Here is a 19,095-nt window from a genome sequence, read left to right on the forward strand (position 1 = left end):
CCCCTTTACGTCAATAGTCGTGTAATGGCATCGCGAAAATGTTCTCGCTAAGAGAACGGCGTGCTTGGTTTCTCGGGACCGAGCACGCTGGACGCGCTAGACTGGCGCCTGCTGACGCTCCTTGTTTTCGAGAAGGGAACGAACGGTGGGGATGGAGTTACTCCAGCGCCGCCGGCGGCTCGTAGGACGGGTCGTTGACGAACCGGTCCATCTCCGCGGTGAGCGAGAGGCGCGTCCCGCTCGGGACCGAGACCGCGAGCACGTTCCCGTTCACCTCGACCGTCCGGCCGTCGTCGTCGCGGACCGTCCCGAACTCGTGCTCGCCGTACGCGCCGGCCTGCACGACCATCTCGCGGTCCCTCCCGCCGACGTTCACGAGCGTCAATTCGATTCCCTCCGGCGTGACGTCCTCGACGAGTGCCGCGACGCCCTCCGGCAGGCCGGGTCGTCCCTCGCCGACGTCGAAGTGCCGGACCTGCGCCATCACGAGGCCGCCGTAGTAGACCGGCTGGGGCGCGCCCATCGTGAGCTGGAGGAGACCCTTCTCGCAGACCGGGTTCCTGTCGCGGAGGTAGTCCTCGTCGGGGTCCTCGGGCGCGAACCCCTCTTCGCGCATCAGCTCACGACGCTCCTGGACCTGCGCGTGACTCGCGTCCATGATGCGCTCGGGGTAATCCTCGAAGTCGCCGTCGAGGTAGGCCAGCCACGCGTACTCCTGACCGTCGCCGTGCTTCGTCTTCGCGCGCGGGTCGACGCGCCGCCAGTCCTGCTTGCCCCAGTCGCGCAGCGAACGCACCCGCTCGCGGTCCGCCTCGGACTGGGACATGTACCAGAGGTGAATCGCGTACGGGTCGTCCTTGTGCGTCTGGAACTCGTACCAGCCGTCCTCGAACTTCACCTCGCCGTCGTCCTCGCGGAGGACGCCCGAGGCGTTGTAGTGGTAGTTTCCGGGGTCGCCGTACTTGTGGGGGATGTGGAGGGTGTCGTGGACGGCGTCCGAACTCACCTCGATGCCGTTCTCCATCAGGACGTCGAGTTGCGAGCGCGGGAACTCGAGATATTCGCGGTCGCCGTCGAGGAGCACGGCGTTCTCCGCGGCGACGGTCGGCCCGATGCCGATGTAGTGCCAGCCGCCCCACGACCACCCGTAGTAGCCACCGTACCACTTCCCGGCGACGCCGCCGATTTCCCCGTCACGCGAGACGTTGTCCGGGATGATGCCGCCGTTCTCCGCGGTGCGCTCGCGCCACGCCTCGAGGTAGTCGAACACCCACTCCCGGTAGCGCTCGTCGCCGGTATGGAGGTAGGCGTTCGTCATCAGGCTCGTGATGTTGAGGTTGAGCGGGATGTCGCCCGTCGAACACCGCTCGTTCAACACCTCGAAGAGGCGCTCCTCGTTCGCGGGGTCGTGGAGGTCCGCCGCCTCGTCGAACTCGTCGATGTCGCGCCACGGCAGGCTGTGGCGGTACCAGCGATAGTCGGCGCCGTAGCCGTGGTGTTCGTACTTCTCGAAGTCACAGAAGTCCGGCCCCATGCTCCCGTTCTGCGGGCCCCGGACGAGGCGCTTCTCGGCGTCGTAATTGTTCGTCTCCGAGTCGCCGAAGTAGAGGGAGGCGAAGCGCTCGGCGCGCTCGACGACGGTGTCATCCGCCGGGTCGGCGAGGCCCATGTTGTACGTGTAGAGGTTACCCTCGCCGAGGTGGAACCAGTCGCGACACTGGTCGAACTCATCAACGTACATCGGGTGGCCATAGGGCGTCTCCGTCTCGGAGAGGACGTCGATGGCGGCCTCGTACTTCTCCTTCGCGTACTCCAGCAGGGCCTCATCGCCGCCCATCGCGTAGACGAGCGGCCAGTTGTAGAACCCCTCGATGATGTCGTCGGAGCCGTCGAGGCCGACGTAGTCCTCGGGCGGCCAGAGCGGGTCGCCGTTCTCGTCGAAGTAGTGCTCCACGAAGTCCTCGACGGCCTCTCGCGAGACGTCGAACAGCCGGCGTTGCGATACCGCCCATTCCGGGGGCGTCGAAACCGAGCGGACTGCCTCGAATTGAGACATGCGCTGTACGGGTACCCGTGCCGTAATCAAGATTTGGGTCGCGGTCTCACAGCACGGTCCTGAATACAGTCTGAAAGATGATTAACTATTTATCCCCCTATCGACAACAGGGGTACTATGCCAGAAGGTAGCAACTGGCGGGACCGCGTGAGTAGTCGACGGTCGTTCCTCAAGTACGGCGCTGCTGGCGGAGCGACGCTCCTCGCCGGATGTGGCGGGAGCAGCGACCCCACCACGACCAGCGGCGGAACCGGGACCACCAACCAGAACGGCGGCGGTAGCACCGACACGGCGAGCTTCCGCCTCTTCGACCCGCTCACCAGTGGGGCGCTCCCGACGGAACGCCACTTCAACCCGTGGAACCCGACCCAATCCGGCTGTTGGCACCCCGGCGCGTGCGTCTTCGACCGGCCGGTCGTCTACAGCCCGACGAAGAACGAAGCCTACTCGCTGATGGCGAAGTCGTGGGAGATGACGGGCGACACGACACTCGAAGTCACCTTCAGCGACCAGTGGACGTGGCACAACGGCGACCAGTTCGTCGCGCAGGACTGGGTGATGCAACAGCAGATCGAGAACGAGATCGTCGCCGCCGGCGACTCCGACTCCGACCCGCTCATCAAGTCCGTCGAGGCCACCGACGACTTCCACGCGCGCATCGAGCTGAACAAGCCGCTCTCACAGATTTTCGCCGTCCAGAACACCATCGGCATCTACAACGGCAACCTCGCCCGCGGGGTGTTCACGAAGCACGACGACGACAAGTGGAGCGACTGGCACAAGCGCCTGCGCAACTCCAGCGGCGAGGAGAAGATGTCCGTCGTCGAGGAAATCACGTCCGCGACCTACCCGATGATCAACTCCGACGAGGAGTGGATCGGACACGGCCCCTTCCAGATTTCGGAGGTCGGCGACGACCGCATCGTGATGACGAAGTACGAGGACCACCCGCACGCCGACCAAATCAACTTCGACCAGTTCGTCCTCAAGGAGTTCACGCAGAACAAGCCGTTCCAGCCGTACGCGAACGGCCTCGTCGACGGCGCGTTCACCGGCTTCCCGGTGAAGGACAGCCTGCGGAGCCAACTCCCCTCGGGGACGACGCTCTACCGCGAGGGGCGCTCCTCGAACAAGCTCATCTCGTTCAACTGCGGCTACAACGTCGAGCAGGAGTCGCCGATGAACAACAACAACGTCCGCAAGGCCATCGCGCACGTCTACGACCGCCAGCGCGTCAAGCCGCTCCTGCAGGGTGTCCAGCGCATCTTCGAGTGGGCGCCGTGTCGCGTCCCCGGTAAGGTGCTCTCCGAAGGCGAGGTCAAGCCGACGGAGTGGGTGCAGGACTTCACCCTCTACGGCCAGAACGACACCGAGCGCGCCACCCAGCTGCTGAAGGGTGAGGGCTACACCCTCGAAGGCGGGAAGTGGTACACACCGAACGGCGACCGCTTCCAGATCAGCATCATGAACGGGGCGAAAGCCCAGCAGATTCAGGTGCTCAAGCAGTGCCTCAAGGAGTTCGGCATCGCCGTCGAGCAGGAGCAGGTCGACGACGCGACGTTCGACCAGCGCCGGAAGAACGGGAACTTCGACATCATGCCCGACGGCTCCTCCGCGAACGGCCTCACCGCGATGTGGTCGGTCGGCCTCCTCGCGGAGTGGGTGCAGTCCATCACTCACTTCAACCCGAACGCGGAAATCCCGATGCCGGTCGGCGACCCGAGCGGGTCCAGCGGCACGAAGGAAATCAACGTCCGCGACCACATCCTCAAGTGGCAGTCCACGAACGACCCGCAGTACCACAAGGAGCTGATGTGGTGGTGGAACCAGACGCTCCCCGAAATCGAAGTGCTCTACGAGCCGGACGCCGGCGCGTACAACGGCTCGAACTGGTCGATGACGGTCCGGGACGGCATCAAGAACGGCGTCGACGACGCCATCTACATCGCACCGAAGATGGGCGGCCTCAAGATGAAGTGACGCTCCCCCCGCGCCGCTGCTCTCTCTGCTGACTCCCTGTCGTCCCACCGAGCGGGGTATTTATTACCCTCTGTGTGCTTCGCCTTCGCATGGGACTGCTTCAGACCGCGTCACGAACCATCATCGGCGTCGATATCCTCTTCCTGTTGCTGCTCGCGTTCTCGTTCCAGTACATCGAGCCGGGGACGTCCTCGTACATTGTCGCCCAGCTCACACTCGTCCCCATCCTGCTCACGTTCGTCGCGGGCGTCATCGTCCTCTACACCGGCTGGGACCCGCTCGGGTAGCGGCGCGGGGCCGCGTCGCGGTGCCGTCTGCGATAAGCCGACACATTAATTATGTACCTTTGCAAATACCGTGTACGACTGTGTCATGGTATCACTAGGATGGCGCGCACGACGGCTCGGACAGTCCATATTCACGATATGGGCCGTCACCACCCTCTCGTTCGTCCTGGCGCGACTCATGCCGGGCAACCCGATGGGTGCGATGATCAGGCGACTAGAGCAACAGGGAGTGAACCCGGTTCGCGCACGCGAACTCGTCCAACTCCGATTGAGTATCGACCCGTCGAAGCCGATACCTATCGCGTACGTCGAGTACCTCGCGAACCTCCTGCAGGGCGACCTCGGGATTTCGACGTACTACCAGCAGCCGGTCGCTGACATCCTGGCGAACGCGCTCCCGTGGACGCTGTTCGTCCTGAGTTGGTCGGTGTTCCTCAGCTTCTTCATCGGCATCTCCGTCGGCGCGCTCATGGCGTACTGGGAGGGCGGGAAACTCGACGTCGGGCTGACCTCGTGGGCGATCCTCATGGGGTCGGTTCCCTTCTATGTCCTCGCCATCGTCCTCCTCATCTTCCTGTCCTACCGGTGGCACATCTTCCCGGTGGGCGGCCGTGAGCCGACGGGTATCGCGCCCGGGTTCAACCTGCCGTACATCGTCGGCATCGTCCAGCACGCGTTACTTCCCATCGCGTCGATGCTCGTCGCGTCCGGCATCGCGTCGCTCGGGATGCGCGGGAACTCGATTCGCGTCCTCGGGTCGGACTACCTCCGCGTCGCCCGCCTGCGCGGACTCTCGGACATCACTATCTCGACCCAGTACGTCGCGCGCAACGCCGTCCTCCCGATGTACACCTCGCTGCTCATCAGCATCGGCGAGATGTTCGGCGGGTCCGCGGTCCTCGAACAGGTCTTCCAGTACCGGGGCCTCGGCTACTACCTGCTGTCCGCGACGTACCAGCGCGACTACCCGCTGATGATGGGGGGATTCATCCTCATCACCATCGCGGTCGTCCTCGCGCTCCTGTTCGCCGACCTGACCTACTCGCTCATCGACCCGCGTGCGGGAGGTGACGGGCAGTGAGCCACACCGACTCCCCGACGCCCATCACGGGGGTTGACCCATGACTGACCAGAACACTACCGACGACGACCTCTACGACGACCCGACGGAGGCTGTTCCCGACGGCGGGAGCGTCTCCTCGCCGTTCGAAGTGGTTTCCCAGACCACGGAGACCCGACAGGACCGCCTCTGGAAACTGTACGACAGCTACGTCCGCGCGCCCGTCGCCATCGTTTGGACGGACTGGCGTGCGCGTATCGGCTTCACCATCGTCTTCATCTACCTCGCGATGGGCATCTTCGGCCCGATGGTCGTCACGCCCACCGCCGTCACCGACGGCCCGGCGCTCCTCCAGCCCTTCCAGAATCTGGAGTTCCCGCTCGGCACCGACGCGATGGGACGTGACCTGTTCTCCCAGACCGTCTACTCCACGCGCTCGGTGCTGAAGATGGTCGCCGCCGGCGCGCTCTTCACCGTCACCCTCGGCACGACCGTCGGCGCCATCGCGGGCTACACCGGTGGCAAGACCGACACCGTCCTCAGCTCCATCACGGACATATTCATCAACATCCCTGGCTTCCCGCTCGTGATGGTGCTCGCGCTCCTCCTCCCCATCGGCGGCAACCCGTACGTCGTCGGCATCCTGCTCTGTACGGCGTCGTGGGGCGGCCTCGCGCGCTCGATTCGCTCGCAGGTCCTCACGCTCCGCGAGGAGTCCTTCGTCGAGGCCTCGCAGGCGATGGGGCTCTCGACGAACCGCATCGTCTTCAAGGAAATCGTCCCACACTTGATGCCGTTCGTCGTCATCAACCTCACCAACGCCGCCCGCCGCGTCATCTTCGAGGCGGCGGCGCTCTACTACCTCGGCATCCTCCCGTTCAGCAACCTGAACTGGGGTGTCGTCCTGAACCTCGCGTACACGTCCGGCGCGTACTACCAGCCGGGCGCACTCCACTGGTTCCTCGTGCCGATGGGCGCCATCGTCTTCCTCTCCATCGGCCTCATCCTCCTTGGACAGTCCCTCGACCGCGTCTTCAACCCGCGCGTCCGTGCCCGCCACGAGAAGCGCACCGACGCGGACGACGACCTGAGCGGCGACCACGGTGGTGCCTGACCCATGACCGTCTCCGAATCCCACTACACCCGACCGTCGAGCGGTACCGACACGATACTCGAAGTCCGGAACGCCTCCGTCTCCTTCGACATGGAGCGCGGGGAGTCCCGCGTCCTCGACGACGTCTCCATCGACATCGAGCGCAACGAAGTCATCGGCGTCGTCGGCGAGTCGGGGAGCGGGAAGTCGATGTTCGCGTCCGCGCTCCTCGACGCCGTCCCCGACCCCGGTATCACTACCGGCGACATCACCTACTACCCCGAACAGGGCGACCCGGTGGACGTCCTCGACCTCTCCAAGCAGGGGCTCAAGGAGTTCCGCTGGGAGGACGTCTCGATGGTCTTCCAGGGCGCGATGAGTTCGTTCAACCCCGTGCGGAAGATCGAGACGCACTTCGTCGAGACGCTCGACTCGCACAACTACAACGTCGACGAGGGGATGGAGCGCACCCGCGAGATACTGCGCGACCTCTACTTGGACCCGGAGCGCGTCCTCGACGCCTACCCGCACGAGCTCTCGGGCGGGATGAAGCAGCGTGCGCTCATCGCGCTCTCGCTCGTGCTCGAACCGGAAGTGCTGGTGATGGACGAGCCGACGGCGGCGCTCGACCTCCTCATGCAGCGCTCCATCATCGCGCTCCTGCAGGACCTCAAGGAGCGCTACGACCTCACCATCGTCTTCATCACGCACGACCTGCCGCTCGTCGCGGACGTCGCGGACCGCGTCGGGGTCCTCTACGCCTTCGAGTTCGCCGAAATCGGGCCGACCGACGAAATCCTCGAACACGCTACCCATCCCTACACGCGCCTGCTGTTGAAGTCGACGCCGAACCTCGAGTCGCCCATTGAGGCGATGCGTCCCGTCGAGGGGAGTGCGCCCGACCCGGTGAACGTCCCGGCCGGCTGTTCGTTCCACCCGCGCTGCCCGCTCGCCGACGAGCAGTGTGAGGCCACCGACCCCGGCCCCTACGAGGTGGACGGCGACCACCACGTCCACTGTCACCACTGGGAGGACGCCGAGGAGACCATTCCGATGGTCGATTCGGACATCGACCAGTACGACGACGTCGCGCTCGCGACGACGGCCGACCAGAGCTCCGACGACCCCGTCGTCTCGCTCGATGACGTCGAAGTCCACTTCGAGAAGGAGACCGGTTTCTTCGACTTCTTCTCCGACCCGGACGTCGTGCGCGCCGTCGACGGCGTCAGCCTCGACGTCTACGAGAACGACGCCGTCGTCCTCGTCGGCGAGTCCGGCTGTGGGAAGACGACACTCGGGAAGACCGCTGTCGGCCTCCAGGAGCCGACCGGCGGCTCCGTCGAGTACCGCGGCGAGGACATCTGGGACGTCAACGCGGGCACGGGGAGCGGCGACGTCGACTGGGAGACCATCCGGCGCTCGCTCCAGATCGTCCACCAGGACCCCGGGAGTTCGCTGAACCCCCACCGCCGCGTGAAGGCGTCGCTGGAGGAGCCGCTGCGCCGCTGGAACGACGAGCTTGACGGCAACGACCGCACGCAGCGCATCCTCAGCCTCCTGAAGCACGTCGGGATGGAGCCGCCGGAGGACTACATCGAGCGCTACCCCCACCAGCTGTCGGGCGGCGAGCAGCAGCGCGTCGCGCTGATTCGCGCGATGCTGATGAACCCTGAGCTCATCCTCGCCGACGAGCCGGTGTCCGCGCTCGACGTCTCGCTGCGCGTCGAGATGATGGACCTGCTCATCCGCCTGCAGGACACCTTCGACACCTCCTACCTGTTTGTCAGCCACGACCTCTCGAACGCCCGCTACATCGCGCGCAAGACTGGCGGGCGTATCGCCGTCGTCTACCTCGGCGAAATCGTCGAAATCGGCCCGCCCGAGCAGATAATCAACGACCCCCAGCACCCCTACACGCAGGCGCTCCGGTGGGCGACGCCGGAGCTCGACGCCGACCGCGGGGCCGAGGAGCCGCCCATCCGGAAAATCGACATTCCGGACCCGACGGACCCGCCGAGCGGCTGTCGCTATCACACGCGCTGCCCGGAGGCCCGCGAGGTGTGCAAACAGCAGACGCCGGACGCCTACGCGGCCTCCGACGAGCAGTCCCATCGTGCGACCTGCTTCCGCACGCAGCCGGACCACGAGTACTGGACGAGTTCCCCAATCGACGAGGCGGACCTCGAGACGGTCGGCGCTCCTGACGCGGCCGCGAGCGACGACTGACACCCTCCTTTATTGTCCCGGCGCGCGCTGGCTTCACGTATGCCCGACAACCTCGTGTTCGTCTGCTCGACTGCCAGCGACGACGCCGGCGTCTACGGCGTCCGCGTCGATACCGACTCGGCGGCGCTCTCGCGTACCGACGCCCTCCCAGTCGAACGCCCGACCCATCTCGCGGTCCATCCGGACGGTGGGACGCTCTACGCGGCGAACCGCACGGACGGCGGGCGCGTCAGCGCGTTCGACATCGACGCGGACGCCGGAGCGGTCTCGCGGGTCGGCGACGTAGACAGCGGCGGCGCGGGGCCGTGCTACGTGAGCGTCGACCCGGCCGGGCGCTTCGTCTTCGCCGCGAACTACGACGGCGGCACGGTCGCGATGTGCCCGTTGGACGGGGACGGCCGGCCGACCGACCCGACGTCGGTCGTCGAGCACGACGGCTCCGGCGTCGTCGCGGGGCGACAGGACGCCCCCCATCCACACTCGGTCGTCCCGGGACCGGACGGCGAGTTCGTCTACGTTCCCGACCTCGGCACCGACCGCGTCGTCGCTTACCGCGTTGAGGACGAGCACGACGCGCTCGTCCCGGTGCCGAAGGCGGACGCCGTCCTCCCGGACGGGGCGGGCCCGCGCCACCTCGCGTTCGGGCCCGACGGCGACACCGCGTACGTCGTGAACGAGTTGAACGCGACGCTTACGTCGCTCGACGTCGACGCCCGCGGCCACCTCACTGTGCGCGACCACGCTTCGACACTCCCGGACGGGGTGGACGCATTGGCGAGTCAGTGCGCGGACGTCCACGTCCATCCGTCGGGAGCGTGGGTATACGCGTCGACCCGCGGTCACGACAGCATCGCCGTCTTCGACGCGCACGACCCCGCGGCTCTCGACCGGACGGCGACGGTTCCGACTGGCGGCGCGAAACCGCGCGACTTCGCCCTCGACCCGTTGGGCGACCTCCTGCTCGCGGCGAATCGGGACAGCGACACGCTCGTTCCCTTCAGAGTGGACGCGGACGACGGGACGCTCGAACGCGCCGGGTCAGCGTGCGCACTCCCGCGTCCGACCTGTGCCGCCTTCGTCGAAGAATAAGCGGGGTTACTGGCGCTTCCACCAGACGAACGTGTGGCCGACGAGGCCGATGACGATGAGGCCGGTGCCCCAGACGGCGAGTATCGCCGCCCATGCGCCGGTGTTGATGAGGTAGCCGAGTACGACCTCGATGACGCCGACGACCGCGAACAACAACAACACGGAGTTACGAACCGTCTGAATGGCGCCCGAGTCGAGTAAGCCGGCCGAGTCGCTGGATTGCTGCACGGAACTCATAGTGGTGTGATATGCAATCACAGTATTTATTGATTGTGATGGTTAGGACCGATCGTGCCGCCGAGTCCGGGGCCGCCGACCGTCGCCGCCGTCGACCGACTGGACGTCCGGCGACCGCCCGAGGGCGCGCGAATCACCCAAACGCCGATGGGTTTAAGCAGTATCACGGCCATGCACACGTATGCCATTGTCAGCCGACGGTGTCCGGAACCGGCTCCGTGGCGTCGCCGCCGGGCTCCTCACACCGTTCGACGACGACCTCGACATCGAGCACGCGAAAATCGAGGAGAACGCCCGTGACCTCCACAGTCAGGGTATCGAGACGTTCCTCACCGCCGCGAACATCAGCGAGTATCACTCGCTCTCCCAGCAGGAGCGCATCGACGTCACGGAGACGAGCGTGAACGCCCTGCCGTCGGACGCCTGCGTCCTCGCGGGCGTCGGCGGGAGCACCGACAACGCCATCGACCTCATCGAGGCCTACGACCGCGTCGGCGTCGACGCGATGATGATCATGCCGCCGGACTTCACCTATCTCCACGAACGCGGCCTCCTCGAGTACTACCGGAAGCTCGACGCCGCGACGGAGACGCCGCTCGTCCCGTACGTCCGCGGGTTCGACCCCTCGGTCGACTACCTCGCCGACCTCACCCGAATCGACGGCGTCGTCGGCATCAAGTACGCCCTGAAGGACGCTGTGAAGCTCGGGTCGGGGGTCGCCGCCGGCGCGGACGACGTCGTCTGGGTCGACGGCCTCGCCGAACCGTTCGCCGTCTCCTTCTGGGCGGAGGGCGTCGAGGGGTTCTCGGCGGGCGTCAGCAACTTCCGTCCCGAGGTCGGCCTCGCGCTCTTCGACGCGCTCTCCGAGGGGGACTGGGCGCGCGCCCGCGAGCTGCGGAACATCTGCCTCCCCTACCAGCGCTTCCGGGACGAGACAGGTGACGACAACCAGATCGAGGGCGCCATCAGCGTCTCGGCGGTGAAGAAGGGCCTCGAACTCGCCGGCCTGCACGGTGGGAACGTCCGCGAGCCGATCTGTCCGCTTTCGCCGTCGGACGAGCGCCGCGCCGAGGAACTCTACGCTCGGCTCGACGACGACATCGCGCGCGTCCTCGCCTGAACCGACCACCGACCCGACGTCCACTTCTTCACGAACAGCGCCCGCGAGCGGCGCCGCCGCTCGACTCCCGAAGTCGCGGCCACCGAATACGTTCTCACTGTGGGAACGATGGCCACCAGATTTTGATGGGACGAGCGCCCTCTCTCCCCGAAACTCCGCCGTCGCCGTGTTCGGCCCCGACTCGACTCACCACCTGTTCACCAGTGGAGAACAAGAGTGGCACGACCAGCCTTGTTCGTTACAGTAATACTGGTGTAAATCCTGCGTCCCTTACACCGCTCACGCGGTCATGCGGGCCCAATCGGCGCTTCGGCGACCGCTCGTCGTCCGTTGCGCTGTCGAGAACGACTCAGGGCGCGCCGAGGGACTTCCCGCCGTCGACCGGGAGCGTTACGCCGGTGACGAAGGAGGCATCCCCGGAGGCGAGGAAGGCGACGGCGGCCGCGACCTCGGACGGGTCGGCGGCCCGCCGGAGGACGCCGGCGTCGCTCCCGCCGCGCGTCGTCTTCTTCTCCCGGTAGGCCTCCGGGTCCGCGACGTCCTGTAGGTGGTAGTCCGTTATCACCCACCCGGGCGCGACGGCGTTCACGCGGACGCCCGCGTCGGCGTGGTCGCACGCCATGTCGCGGGTCAGCGAGAGCACGCCGCCCTTCGTCGCGTCGTACTGCGCCCAGTCCGTGCGCCCGAGCGTCGCGTTCACCGACGAGACGTTCACCACCGCGCCGCCGCCGGACGCCGCCAGGAGCGGGACGACGTGCTTGCTGCAGAAGGCGACCCCCTTCAGGTTCACGCCGAGAATCCGGTCCCAGTCCTCCTCGGTGGCCTCCGTCACCGGCCCGGGGTCGACGCGGACGCCCGCGTTGTTCACGAGGACGTCCACCGACTCGAACGCCTCGACGACGCGCTCGGCCATCGCTTCGACGGCCCCCTCGTCGCTCACGTCCGCGACGACGGCGAGCGCGCGGACACCGTGCTCGTCCTCGATGCTCGTCGCCGTCATCTCCGCTGCCTCGGCGTCCCAGTCCACGACAGCGACGTCCGCGCCCTCCGCGGCGAGTCTTCGCGCACACGCTGCGCCGATGCCCGAGCCGCCGCCCGTGACGACTGCGACGCTGTCTGTGAATCGCATACACATACTCGCGGCTTCGCGGGAGTACCACAAAACGGCTTCGCCGCGGTGCCTCAGGCGAAGCGCAACCGACCGAAATACTCCGGGGAGTGATAGACCGGTTCCGGCTCCTCGATGCGGCTCCACGTCGCCTTCTGCTCGTCCGGTAGCCCGCTCCGGTAGAAGTTCCCCGTCCACGTCGTCCCCGCCGACGGCGCGACGTCGAGACCGGTGAACGCCGCGAGGACGTCGAAGGGGAGTCGCGCCGCCAGCCACCACGACTCGTCGTCCGACCGTGGCTCCCGTGTCGGCCCCTCCTCGGACGTCTCGACGGCGATGTGCTCGGCGAGCGATTCGGGAATCAGGTCGCGGCCGAGCCCGCGTGCCGCGTAGTTCGGCGCCTGCCAGCCGAGTTTGAACTGCCCGCAGCAGTTCGCCTCGAAATTGAGGTAGTGCTCGCTCGCCTCCGGTGCGGGCCGCGCGAAGAACTCCACGGAACTGTCCTCGAACGTCGGGCCGTTCAACTCCGTCACCTCCGCGTGGATGTCGCGGTCGGTCACGTCGAAGAAGAGATAGAGCGCCTCCTCGTCGTAGAGCGCGCGCCCCGTCGTCAACGGCTTCGGTCCCGACTCGTACCACGCGAACTCGTCGAGGGCGAACGCCTCGGCTGCTGCCCATGGCGTCCCGTCGTGCTCGTCGGTCAGCGGCACGGATGCCTCCGCGCGTTCGATGATGTACTCCGTCATCGTTCCCAGTTCGCCCGGTCCGCGCATAAAACTCACCCCGCGTCCCGTAACCATACTTTTAACTCACGTCCTACGGTAGGGAGTGCCATGCGAGTACTCGTAACCGGCGCGTACGGCCGCTGTGGCACCGCGCTCATCGACCATCTGGACGACGACGAGCGCTACGAGCTCACCTACCTGAACCGCTCGGACCGCCCGCCCGAAGACCCCTACGGCGGCTTCGACACGCACGTCGCGGACGTCGCCGACTACGAGGCGATGGCGCCCGCCTTCGAGGGGCAGGACGCCGTCGTCCACCTCGCCGCCTACCCCGGCACCGGCGGGTCGTGGGACGAAATCCTCGAATCGAACATCATCGGCGCCTACAACGCCCTCGAGGCCGCGCGCGAACACGACGTCGGGACGTTCGTTTTCGCCTCCACGAACCACGTGATGGGGCTGTACGAGGCGGAGTTCGCGCCCGAACTCTACGAGCGGAAACACGACCTCCTCCTCGACCACACCGACCCGGTGCGCCCCGACTCCTTCTACGGCGCCTCCAAGAGCTTCGGCGAGGACCTCGGGCGGTACTACGTCGAGAACTACGACGCGCCGACGAACTTCTACGCCCTCCGCATCTGCACGCTCAACGGCCCGGACTACGACCACCCCTACGGCGACGCCGAGCACGCCGTCGACGCCGGCGACATCGAACGCGGGAGCGACGCCTACGAGGCGAAGGTCCGCCGGATGAAGGCGATGTGGCAGTCGCGTCGCGACTTCGCCCACCAGGTCGCCTGCTGTCTCGACGACGACACCGTCGAGCACGGCGTCTTCTACGGCGTTAGCGACAACGCCACCCGGTGGTTCGATATCGAGCACGCGCGGACGCAGATTGGCTACCGGCCCGTTGACGACGGCGCCGAGTGGGACGCGCCGCCAGAGTGAGGGGATAACGTATATCACGACCGGTCGCGTGGGACGAGTCGTGCAGCACGACTCGATACAGTTCCACAACGCCGGCGAACTGCGCGACGTCGACGACCACGGCGGCCGCCGCGTCCAGCGCGTCCCCGAGGCCGTCCGCACCGACCTGAACGACGGCGCCCAGACCCGGATGTGCCACCCGGCGGGCGTCGAACTCCGCTTCGTCCCCGACCCCGGCGAGACCGTCTCGGTCACGCTCTCGACGGACGTCCGTGAGAGCATCGTCCGGCCGTTCTGGGGGCCGTTCCAGAGCGATGAGGAGTACGTCGTCGGCGCCGAACCGACGACCATCGAGGTGGAGTTCCCCGAGAAACTCGGCCGCATCCGCGACGACCACCGCGCTGGTCTCGACTACGCCCCCGAGGTGTGCCGCCTCCGCCTCCCCGGCGAGCACCGCGGGGGCCACGTCTACTACCACGGCGCCGCGGGCGCGCGTCGCCCGCCGCGCGACGACGAACTCCCCGACCGGCGCTACCTGGCCTACGGCACCTCCATCACCGAGGGCGAGGCGCCGCTCGGCGAGCACCTCACCTACGTCTCGCAGGCCGCGACCCGCCTCCGCGCCGACCCCATCAACCTCGGGTCGTGTGGCACCGCCTTCTGCGACGCCGCCATCGCCGACCACATCGCCGCCCGCGACGACTGGGACGTCGCGACGCTCGCCGTCTCCGTCAACATGGTCGACCGGTTCTCCGTCGCGGAGTTCCGCGAGCGCGCCGACTACCTCGTGAACACCGTCGCCGCCGAGAACCCCGGGAAACCCGTCGTCCCCGTCACAATCTACCCGAACGCCCGCGACGTCTGTGCCGGCTCCGACGAAGACGGCCGCTGCGAGCAGTTCCGCGACGCCCTTCGCGACGTGGCCGCCGCGAGCGAGCACGACAACGTCCACCTCCGCGAGGGCCGCGAGATACTCGACCGCCTGCAGGGGCTCACCCTCGACCTCGTCCATCCCGGCGACGACGCGATGATACGGATGGGCGAGAACCTCGCCGCAGAACTCGACCCGCTCCTCGACTGACACGCATCGCGACTGCCACGCACTGCGACTGCCACGCGCAGTCCCGAGTCGCCGCGTGACCGACTTACTCGACGCGGTTCGCCTCGACGTAGTCCCAATTGATGTCGAGGCCGAGGCCCGGCCCGTCCGGCACCTCGATGACGCCGTCCTCGGGGTGTGGCGTGTTCGTCACTGCGGGGTCGTCCGCCACCTCGTAGTCGTACTTCGGGTGGAGGAGGCCGTACTCGTGGTAGCGGCCGGGAAACGCCATCGAGCAGAGCAGGTGGAGGTTCCCGACGTTGTCGCCGTGGCTCTCACACTCCATGCCGAACGACTCGTAGAGGCTCGCGACCTTCTTCGCGGGCGTGATGCCGCCGACGTCGGTCACGCCGACGCGGCCGATGTCCGCGACGCCGCGCTTCGCCCACTCCGCGCGCGTCTGCATCTTCCCCTCCGCCGTCTCCGGGCCGATAATCGGGACGTCCACCTCGTTCGTCAGCCACTCGTAGGCCGACAGCGAGTGCTCGTCCATCGGCTCCTCGAACCACCGGAAGTCGAGGTCCGCGAGCGCCTCCCCGATGCGTTTCGCCTCCGTCCGCGCGTAGTAGTGGTGCGAGTCCAGCATCAGGTCGACGTCCCGGCCGACTTCCGCGCGCACCTGCCGGCACATCTCGACGACGCGCTCCGGGTCGGCGTCGTATGGGGGCATCCAGCTGTGGAGTTTGATGGCCTCGAAGCCCCGCGAGACGAGGTCGGCGGCGAAGTCGGCGTACGCTTCCGGCGTGCCGAGGCCGTCCGGGTCGTCGTCCCCGACCATCGTGCTCGCGTAAACGGGCACCTCGTCGCGACTCGCGCCGAGGAGTTTGTAGACGGGGAGGCCCGCGACTTTCCCCGCGACGTCCCAGAGCGCCATGTCGAGTCGGCAGAGCGCCTTGTCGTGGAGCGTTCCCTTGTGGAGGCGCTGGCTTCGGTAGAGGCGGTTCCAGAGCTCCTCGCGGTAGAGCGGGTCCTCGCCGACGAGGTGGCGTTTCGCGACCTCGTTCGCGCGCTCGTCGCCCCCGAAGCAGTAGCCGTCGGGGCCGCCCTCGACGACGACGCGCGTCAGCGTCCCCGTCGACTCGCGCTCTGGACCGGGGTGTGCGTGGCCCTTCTCGTCCCGACTCCGGCGTTTCGTGCGGCTGTAACGGACGGTCTCGATGTCGGTAATCTGCATCGGACTACCACAGGAGGCGCGCGAGACGCGTAAATAACTTCGGGTGAGAGTCACACGCTCGAAAAAGACTAAGCACCGCGCGCACACAGCACATGTATGCGACTCGCAGACATCACAGTGCACACGCTGTCCTCGCCCATTGACCCGCCGCAAGTCAGGAAGTTCTACGGTGGCCGGCGCCGCCTCCTGAAACGCGACTTCGTGCTCGCCGTCGTCGAAACGGCGGACGGACTGGTGGGGTACGCGCCCGCCGCCGCGACGAGCTCCGCGATGCGCGAGTACTTCGAGGGCACCTCGCACGACGACCTCGCCGACCTCCTCGAGACGCGCGTCGCCGCCGCGCTCGACGGCGTCACCGTCGAGTCGCCCGCCGACCTCCGCGACGCCGTCGCCGGTCTCGACCTCCCCACGAAACTCGCCTCCGAGGCGCTCGGCGTCCTCGACGTCGCCTACCACGACATCCGCGGGAAGGAACTCGGCGCGCCGGTCTACGAGTTGCTCGCGGACGGCGATGTCGACCCGGAGCCGCTCGACCTCTATGCGAGCGCCGGCATGTACATGGAGCCCGAGGGGTACGCCGAGCAGGCCGCCGCCCTCCGCGAGCAGGGGTTCTCCGCGTACAAGTACCGGCCCGGCCTCGGCCCCGAGAAGGACGAGCGCACCGTCCGCCTCCTCCGCGAGGCCGTCGGCGACGAGATGGACTTCATGGTGGACGCACACACGTGGTGGAAACTCGGCGAGCGCTCCTACGACTTCGAGCAGGTCGTCGAACAGTTCGACGCCTTCGCGGACTCCGACCCCTACTGGATAGAGGAACCGGTCGAACCCGCGGACTACGACGCCTACGAGCGCCTCGATGCACGGACCGACCTCCCGCTCGCAGGCGGGGAGAGCGAGGCGTCCGTCGCCGGCCTCCGTCGCCTCCTCGAGACCGGCGTCGACTTCCTGCAGGGCGACGTGCGACACCACGCGGGCTTCACGGGCTGCTGGGAGTGCGTCGAACTGTGCGCCGAACGCGACGACGTGGTGTTCGTCCCGCACAACTTCGGGACGCACCTCGGCCTCGTCGCGAACGGCCACCTCGTCGCCGCCTCACCCGAGGACGTTCGCCTCGAGTATCCGGTCTTCGGAGACGGCGTCGAGGCGATGTATCCCTTCCCGCTCGCGGCGGACGTCCTCGAAACAGACCTCGACGTTGAGAACGGCAGCCTCACGCTCCCCGAGGGGCCGGGTCTCGGCGTCGAGGTGGACGAATCAGTCATCGAGGAGTACCCCTACGTCGAGGGGGCGTGGACGGAGTTCGAATACGACGAGGCGTGAACTGTGCCAAACGCTTACCTGCGTGCGGTGGTACGTGGTTGGCCGCTGTCGGTCGCGGGCCGTACGTCGAAGCGCGAATCGGACCCGAACGGACCCCGACTCGGGGGCCGCTCGCGTCCGGCGCTACCGGACAGTTAGTAGCTGTCGTAGACGGTCTTGGAGATGGTGTAGAAGTCGATGCCGGCGTCGCCCTGCTCGCGCCACGTCTCGCTGGAGGAGCGCTTGAACCCGCCGAAAGGAACGTGGAGTTCGAGGCCGGTCGTCTTCTCGTTCACCTTCACGACACCCGCCTCGGAGTCGTCGATGAACTGCTTGGCCTCGCTGTGGTCGTCGGTGACGATACTGGAGGAGAGGCCGTAGTCGACGTCGTTCGCGACCTCGACGCCCTCCTCGTAGCTGCCGACCTTGATGACGGCGACGACCGGACCGAAGACTTCCTCTTGAGCGATGCGGTAATCACGTTCCACATCGGTGAACACGGTGGGCTCGACGTAGTAGCCGTCACCGAGGTCGTCGGGCTGGCCACCGCCGGCGGCGAGCGTCGCGCCCTCCTCCTCGGCGATGTCGATGTATTCGAGGGTACCCTCGAGTTCGGACTCAGAGACCTGCGGGCCCATCTCGGCCTCGTTGCCGGGGCCGATTTCGATGGACTCGGCCTGATCGACGAGTGCGTCGACGAACTCGTCGTAGACGTCCTCGTGGACGATGGCGCGCGAACACGCCGTACAGGACTGGCCGGTCGTTCCGAAACCACCGGACGCGACGATCTCGGCGGCCTCCTCGGGGTCCGCGGAGGACGCGACGACCGTCGGGTTCTTGCCGCCCATCTCCATCTGGGCGCGCTTGCCGTTATCCGTCGCCTGGTCGTAGACCATCTCACCGACCTGACTGCTGCCGGTGAAGGAGACGGCATCGACCTCGTCGGCCTCGACGAACGTGTTGGCGACTTCGCTACCGGGGCCGGTGACGACGTTCAGGACGCCGTCCGGGAGGCCGGCCTCATCAAGCGCCTCGGCGAGCGAGACGGCGGGACCGGGCGCGACGCTCGCGGGCTTGAGGACGACCGCGTTCCCGGTGGCGAGCGCGGGCGCGAGCTTCCAGGCGGGAATCGCGATGGGGTAGTTCCACGGCGTGATGAGCGCCGCAACACCGACCGGCTCCTGTACCGTGTACAGGTCCTTGTTGGCCGCGCTCGGGGACTTGCGGTTGCCGCCGAGGTCGGACGCCTTCTGAGCGTAGTAGTAGAAGATGTCGATGGCGCGCTGGACCTCGCCGGCGGCCTCGGGACGGGCTTTGCCCTCCTCTGCGACGAGTTCGTCGGTGAGCTCGTCCTTCTTGTCGTCGAGGATTTTCGCTGCCTCGCGGAGGACGGTGCCGCGCTCGGGGCCGGGCGTCGCCGCCCACTCGTCGGCGGCCTCGGCGGCCGCCTCGACTGCTTCGGTCGCGTCCTCGCTACTGGACTGCTGGTAGCGCGCGACGACTTCACTCGGGTCGGCGGGATTGACGACGTCGAGCGTCTCGCCCGTCTCCGTCGTCGTCCACGCGCCGCCCACGTAATTCTTGTTCGCGTCTGGCATGCAAGCGCGTGGTTAGT

The 19,095-nt window shown here is 67.1% G+C and carries 16 protein-coding genes; 10 read left to right on the plus strand and 6 right to left on the minus strand.

Translation table 11 applies throughout. From position 1 onward, the window contains the following. Positions 1-157 precede the first annotated feature (157 nt). Complete coding sequence (locus ACQUS8_RS15565) at positions 158-2,056, minus strand: hypothetical protein (protein ID WP_435102784.1); 1,899 nt, start codon at positions 2,054-2,056, stop codon at positions 158-160. A gap of 117 nt (positions 2,057-2,173) precedes the next feature. On the opposite strand from ACQUS8_RS15565, the gene ACQUS8_RS15570 reads away from it, so the two are divergent. The 6 genes from ACQUS8_RS15570 (at position 2,174) to ACQUS8_RS15595 (ending at position 9,791) form a co-directional block, all read left to right on the plus strand. Next, positions 2,174-4,036 (plus strand): ABC transporter substrate-binding protein, encoded by a 1,863-nt coding sequence (locus ACQUS8_RS15570; RefSeq protein WP_435102786.1) that lies wholly within the window; start codon positions 2,174-2,176, stop codon positions 4,034-4,036. A gap of 89 nt (positions 4,037-4,125) precedes the next feature. Next, a complete protein-coding gene (locus tag ACQUS8_RS15575; protein WP_435102788.1) occupies positions 4,126-4,323 on the plus strand; it encodes a hypothetical protein in 198 nt (65 codons plus the stop codon). An 85-nt stretch (positions 4,324-4,408) separates the two neighbouring features. Further along, positions 4,409-5,404, plus strand: coding sequence for an ABC transporter permease (locus ACQUS8_RS15580; RefSeq protein ID WP_435102790.1), 996 nt, complete (start codon positions 4,409-4,411; stop codon positions 5,402-5,404). Positions 5,405-5,444: 40 nt separating this feature from the next. Further along, positions 5,445-6,497, plus strand: coding sequence for an ABC transporter permease (locus ACQUS8_RS15585; RefSeq protein ID WP_435102792.1), 1,053 nt, complete (start codon positions 5,445-5,447; stop codon positions 6,495-6,497). A gap of 3 nt (positions 6,498-6,500) precedes the next feature. Further along, a complete protein-coding gene (locus tag ACQUS8_RS15590) occupies positions 6,501-8,702 on the plus strand; it encodes an ABC transporter ATP-binding protein (protein WP_435102795.1) in 2,202 nt (733 codons plus the stop codon). A 39-nt stretch (positions 8,703-8,741) separates the two neighbouring features. Beyond that, positions 8,742-9,791 carry a lactonase family protein gene (locus tag ACQUS8_RS15595; RefSeq protein WP_435102798.1) on the plus strand — a complete coding sequence of 350 codons (1,050 nt, stop codon included), beginning with the start codon at positions 8,742-8,744 and terminating at the stop codon, positions 9,789-9,791. Between the two features lie 6 nt (positions 9,792-9,797). On the opposite strand, the gene ACQUS8_RS15600 is transcribed toward ACQUS8_RS15595, so the two are convergent. Next, a complete protein-coding gene (locus ACQUS8_RS15600) occupies positions 9,798-10,028 on the minus strand; it encodes a hypothetical protein (protein WP_435102800.1) in 231 nt (76 codons plus the stop codon). A 181-nt stretch (positions 10,029-10,209) separates the two neighbouring features. On the opposite strand from ACQUS8_RS15600, the gene ACQUS8_RS15605 reads away from it, so the two are divergent. Continuing rightward, complete coding sequence (locus ACQUS8_RS15605) at positions 10,210-11,148, plus strand: dihydrodipicolinate synthase family protein (protein ID WP_435102802.1); 939 nt, start codon at positions 10,210-10,212, stop codon at positions 11,146-11,148. Positions 11,149-11,497: 349 nt separating this feature from the next. Here ACQUS8_RS15605 and ACQUS8_RS15610 read toward each other — a convergent pair whose 3' ends face one another. Next, entirely contained in the window at positions 11,498-12,277 is a 780-nt protein-coding gene (locus ACQUS8_RS15610; protein WP_435102804.1) for an SDR family NAD(P)-dependent oxidoreductase, read from the minus strand. 53 nt (positions 12,278-12,330) lie between these two features. Further along, a complete protein-coding gene (locus ACQUS8_RS15615; protein ID WP_435102806.1) occupies positions 12,331-13,002 on the minus strand; it encodes a carbohydrate-binding family 9-like protein in 672 nt (223 codons plus the stop codon). A gap of 87 nt (positions 13,003-13,089) precedes the next feature. Between ACQUS8_RS15615 and ACQUS8_RS15620 the strand changes: the two genes are divergently transcribed. Then, complete coding sequence (locus ACQUS8_RS15620) at positions 13,090-13,929, plus strand: NAD-dependent epimerase/dehydratase family protein (protein WP_435102808.1); 840 nt, start codon at positions 13,090-13,092, stop codon at positions 13,927-13,929. A gap of 40 nt (positions 13,930-13,969) precedes the next feature. Beyond that, entirely contained in the window at positions 13,970-14,989 is a 1,020-nt protein-coding gene (locus ACQUS8_RS15625) for an SGNH/GDSL hydrolase family protein (protein ID WP_435102810.1), read from the plus strand. 64 nt (positions 14,990-15,053) lie between these two features. Here ACQUS8_RS15625 and ACQUS8_RS15630 read toward each other — a convergent pair whose 3' ends face one another. Next, a complete protein-coding gene (locus ACQUS8_RS15630; RefSeq protein ID WP_435102812.1) occupies positions 15,054-16,181 on the minus strand; it encodes an enolase C-terminal domain-like protein in 1,128 nt (375 codons plus the stop codon). Between the two features lie 96 nt (positions 16,182-16,277). On the opposite strand from ACQUS8_RS15630, the gene ACQUS8_RS15635 reads away from it, so the two are divergent. After that, positions 16,278-17,501, plus strand: coding sequence for a mandelate racemase/muconate lactonizing enzyme family protein (locus ACQUS8_RS15635; protein WP_435102814.1), 1,224 nt, complete (start codon positions 16,278-16,280; stop codon positions 17,499-17,501). 134 nt (positions 17,502-17,635) lie between these two features. On the opposite strand, the gene ACQUS8_RS15640 is transcribed toward ACQUS8_RS15635, so the two are convergent. Further along, positions 17,636-19,078 carry an aldehyde dehydrogenase family protein gene (locus tag ACQUS8_RS15640; protein WP_435102816.1) on the minus strand — a complete coding sequence of 481 codons (1,443 nt, stop codon included), beginning with the start codon at positions 19,076-19,078 and terminating at the stop codon, positions 17,636-17,638. Between the last annotated feature and the right edge of the window lie 17 nt (positions 19,079-19,095).

The organism is Halarchaeum sp. P4, from assembly GCF_051195175.1.
Lineage (GTDB): Archaea > Halobacteriota > Halobacteria > Halobacteriales > Halobacteriaceae > Halarchaeum.